4 protein-coding genes are annotated in these 3,908 nt (G+C 70.5%); all 4 read left to right on the top strand.

Annotated features, from left to right (window positions below; all coding sequences use genetic code 11):
• Positions 1–806: ABC transporter permease (locus AB0J68_RS28745; protein WP_363941605.1), on the top strand; the 806-nt coding region annotated here is incomplete at its 5' end.
• Between the two features lie 23 nt (positions 807–829).
• Positions 830–1,834: an ABC transporter substrate-binding protein gene (locus tag AB0J68_RS28740; RefSeq protein ID WP_363941603.1), complete on the top strand. Its 1,005-nt coding sequence runs from the start codon at positions 830–832 to the stop codon at positions 1,832–1,834.
• A 4-nt stretch (positions 1,835–1,838) separates the two neighbouring features.
• Positions 1,839–2,633 carry an ABC transporter ATP-binding protein gene (locus AB0J68_RS28735; protein ID WP_363941600.1) on the top strand — a complete coding sequence of 265 codons (795 nt, stop codon included), beginning with the start codon at positions 1,839–1,841 and terminating at the stop codon, positions 2,631–2,633.
• Between the two features lie 38 nt (positions 2,634–2,671).
• Positions 2,672–3,823 carry a Gfo/Idh/MocA family oxidoreductase gene (locus tag AB0J68_RS28730; protein WP_355137526.1) on the top strand — a complete coding sequence of 384 codons (1,152 nt, stop codon included), beginning with the start codon at positions 2,672–2,674 and terminating at the stop codon, positions 3,821–3,823.
• The last annotated feature ends 85 nt before the right edge of the window (positions 3,824–3,908 follow it).

The raw sequence follows: 3,908 nt of genomic DNA, 5'->3' as shown, positions 1-3,908 counted from the left end.
CGCGCGCCGACCGAGCGTCGGGCGTGGTGGCCCTCGCCGACTCGCTGTGGCGACCGGCGCTGGTGCTGGTCGCCTTCTTCGTCGCCTGGTGGTTCGTCGCCGCCCGGGAGTACGTGCCGAACTACCTGGTGCCCACTCCCGGCCAGGTCTGGACCACGATGACCGGCCAGTGGTCCGAGCTGGCCCGGCACACCATGGTCACGCTCTACGAGACGGTGCTCGGCTTCGTGCTGGCCGCCGCGCTGGGGCTGGCCACCGCTGTCGCCATCGCCTACTCGCGCACCCTGGACAAGGCGCTCTACCCGATCGTCCTGTTCGCACAGGTCATCCCGAAGATCGCCATCGCGCCGCTGCTGGTGGTCTGGTTCGGTCTCGGCCTCACCCCGAAGATCATCCTGGCCGTGCTCATCGCGTTCTTCCCGGTGGTCATCTCCGGGGTGGCCGGCCTGCGGTCCACCGACCCGGAACTGCTCGACCTCTCCGCCACCATGGGCGCCGGGCCGTGGCGCACCTTCCGCAAGATCCGCTTTCCGAACGCGTTGCCGCACCTGATGGCCGGCCTCAAGGTGGCCGTCACCCTCGCCGTGGTCGGTGCCGTGGTCGGCGAGTTCGTCGGCGCCAGCGAAGGGCTCGGCTACGTCCTCTTGCTGGCCAACGGCAACCTCGACGCCCCACTGCTGTTCGCCGACCTGATCCTGATGTCCGCCATCGGCATCGTCCTGTTCGTCCTGGTCGAGATCGCCGAGGCACTGCTCATTCCGTGGCACGCCAGCCGTCGCGCCGGCGTGTCCCTCACCACCTCCTGACCGACCCCATCACGGAGGCACCGATGAAACGCACCGCCACCACCATCCTGGCCACCGCCGCCCTGCTCCTTTCCGCCACCGGCTGCGGTGCGGACGACTCCACGGGCAAGACCGGCGCCGACGGCAGCAAACAGGTCACTCTCACCCTCAACTGGGTGCCGTACGGCGAGCACGCTCCCTTCTACTACGGCCTGCAGAAGGGCTACTACTCCGCCGAGGGCATCGACCTGAAGATCCTGCCCGGCAACGGCTCCGGCAACACGGTCAAGCAGGTCGCCCAGAAGCAGACCGACTTCGGCTGGGCCGACAGCCCGGTGCTGCTCAAGTCCGTGGCCAGCGGAATGCCGGTGCGCAGCCTCGGCGCGTACCTGGAGAAGGGCCCGTCCTCGGTGGAGTTCTTCACCGAGAAGAACATCAAGACCCCGGCCGACCTGAAGGGCAAGACCGTCGGCGGCACCCCCGGCGACGCCCTCTACGCGACCTTCCCGGCCTGGCTGGAGAAGAACGGCGTCAACAAGAACGACGTCAAGGTCGTCAACGTGGACGCCGCCGGCAAGATCGCCGCGCTCGCCGAGGGCAAGGTCGACGCCATCATGGGCTTCTTCCACGACCAGGCCCCGACCATCGAGAGCAAGACCGGCAAGAAGGTCGACGTGCTGCTCTTCGCCGACTACGGGATGAACCTGCTCGGCACCGGCCTGATCGCCAACACGCAGACCCTGCAGAAGGACCCGGAGTTGGCCCGCAAGTTCGTCCGGGCCACCCAGAAGTCCTGGGCCGACGCCGCCCGCGACCCCGCTGGCGCGGTGAGCGCCATGGTCGCGCTCGCCGAGAACGAGCCCGCCCCGGAGGTGCTCACCAAACAGCTCACCCTCAACCTGCCGCTGCTCGGCCCGGACGGCCCGCCCGGGGTCAACACCGAGGCCCAGTGGTCCGAGACCATCGACCTGATGTCGCGCTACGCCGAGCTGAAGGACCCGGGGGCGCCCAACGCGTACTGGGACTCCTCGTACGCGGCGCAGGGGTGACCCGGTGAGCGCCGCGCCGGCAGCGACCGGCACCGCCATCGGGATGTCCGGGGTGACCGTCCGGTTCACCACCCGGCGGTCGCAGACCACCGCCCTCGACGACGTGTCCCTCGACATCGAGCCGGGGGAGTTCGTCACCATCGTCGGCCCGTCCGGCTGCGGCAAGTCTACCCTCCTGAAGATCGTCGCCGGGCTGGTCCAGCCCACCAGCGGCGAGGTGTCGCTGCTGGAGCGCCCGGTACGCGGCCCGCAGAAGGAGATCGGCTTCGTCTTCCAGAAGGCCGCGCTGCTCGAGTGGCGCGGCGCGCGGGCCAACATCCTGCTCCAGGCCGAGATGCGGGGCATGGACCGGGCACGGGCGGCCCGCCGCGCCGACGAGCTGATCGAGATGACCGGCCTGACCGGCTTCGAGAAGGCGTTGCCGCACGAGCTGTCCGGCGGCATGCAGCAGCGGGTGGCGCTGTGCCGCGCGCTGCTGCACGCCCCGCCGGTGCTGCTCATGGACGAGCCCTTCGGCGCCCTGGACGCGCTGACCCGGGAGCAGATGAACGCCGAGCTGCACCGCATCTGGCGGGAGACCGGCACCACTGTGGTGCTGGTCACCCACTCCATCGCCGAGGCGGTCTTCCTCGGCACCCGGGTCGTGGTGATGAGTGCCCGGCCCGGCCGGATCATCCGCACCTTCCCGGTCGAGCTGCCGGCGCACCGCGACTACGCGCAGGTGATGTCGGACCCCCGCTTCGACCGGCTCGCCACCGAACTGCGCGGGTTGCTCGGCAGCGCGGCCGCCAACCACTGAACGCGGATCGGCACGACCAGCACGACGGAAGGAACACCATGACCCGCAGGTCCATCGGCATCATCGTCAACGGCGTGACCGGACGGATGGGCTACCGCCAGCACCTCGTCCGGTCCCTGCTTGCCATCCGCGAGTCCGGCGGCGTGCCAATGGCCGACGGCACGACCATCTGGCCGGAACCGGTCCTGGTCGGGCGTAACGAGACGAAGCTGCGCGAGCTCGCCGAACGGCACGGCCTCACCGACTGGACCACCGACCTGACCTCGGCGCTGGCCCGTGACGACGTCGAGATCTACTTCGACGCCCAGGTCACCCAGCAGCGCGAGAAGGCGATCCGCCAGGCGATCGAGGCCGGCAAGCACATCTACACCGAGAAGCCCCTGGCCGAGGACACTGCCAGCGCGCTCGACCTGGCCCGGGCGGCCGACGCGGCCGGCGTCCGCACCGGCGTCGTGCAGGACAAGCTGTTCCTGCCCGGTCTGCGCAAGCTCAAGCGGCTCATCGACGGCGGCTTCTTCGGCCGGATCCTCTCGGTGCGGGGCGAGTTCGGCTACTGGGTCTTCGAGGGTGACTGGCAGCCGGCCCAACGCCCGTCCTGGAACTACCGGGCCGAGGACGGCGGCGGGATCACGTCCGACATGTTCCCGCACTGGCACTACGTGCTGGAGGAGTTGTTCGGCCGGGTCAACGCGGTTTCCTGCGTGACCGCCACCCACGTGCCCGAGCGGGTCGACGAGGACGGCCGCACCTACGCGGCCACCGCCGACGACGCCGCGTACGCCATCTTCGAACTCGACGGCGGGATCATCGCGCAGATCAACTCGTCCTGGGGCGTGCGGGTGTACCGCGACGAGCTGGTGGAGTTCCAGGTCGACGGCACCGAGGGCAGCGCCGTCGCCGGACTGCGCAACTGCCGGGTGCAGCACCGGGCGGTCACCCCGAAACCGGTGTGGAACCCGGACCTGCCGGTCACCGAGGACTTCCGCGCCCAGTGGGCCGAGGTGCCCGACAACGAGGAGTTCGACAACGGCTTCCGGGTGCAGTGGGAGGCGTTCCTGCGGCACGTCGTGGCCGGCGAGCCGTTCCAGTGGGACTTCCTGGCCGGCGCGCGCGGCGTTCAGCTCGCCGAGCTGGGGCTGCGCGCGGCCCGCGAGGGCGTCCGCGTCCAGGTTCCGGAGCTGCGCGCATGAGCGCCGCCGACGTGGTGCTGCCGGGCGGGCGGCGACACCGGCTGGCCGGGGGGAGCGGCTTCGCCGGCCCGGCCGCCCCGGCGAC

The sequence above is a fragment of the Micromonospora sp. NPDC049580 genome (assembly GCF_040675595.1).
Lineage (GTDB): Bacteria > Actinomycetota > Actinomycetes > Mycobacteriales > Micromonosporaceae > Micromonospora.
The sequence above is the reverse complement of the archived record's forward strand: the minus strand, read 5'-3'. Positions and strand labels throughout refer to the sequence as shown.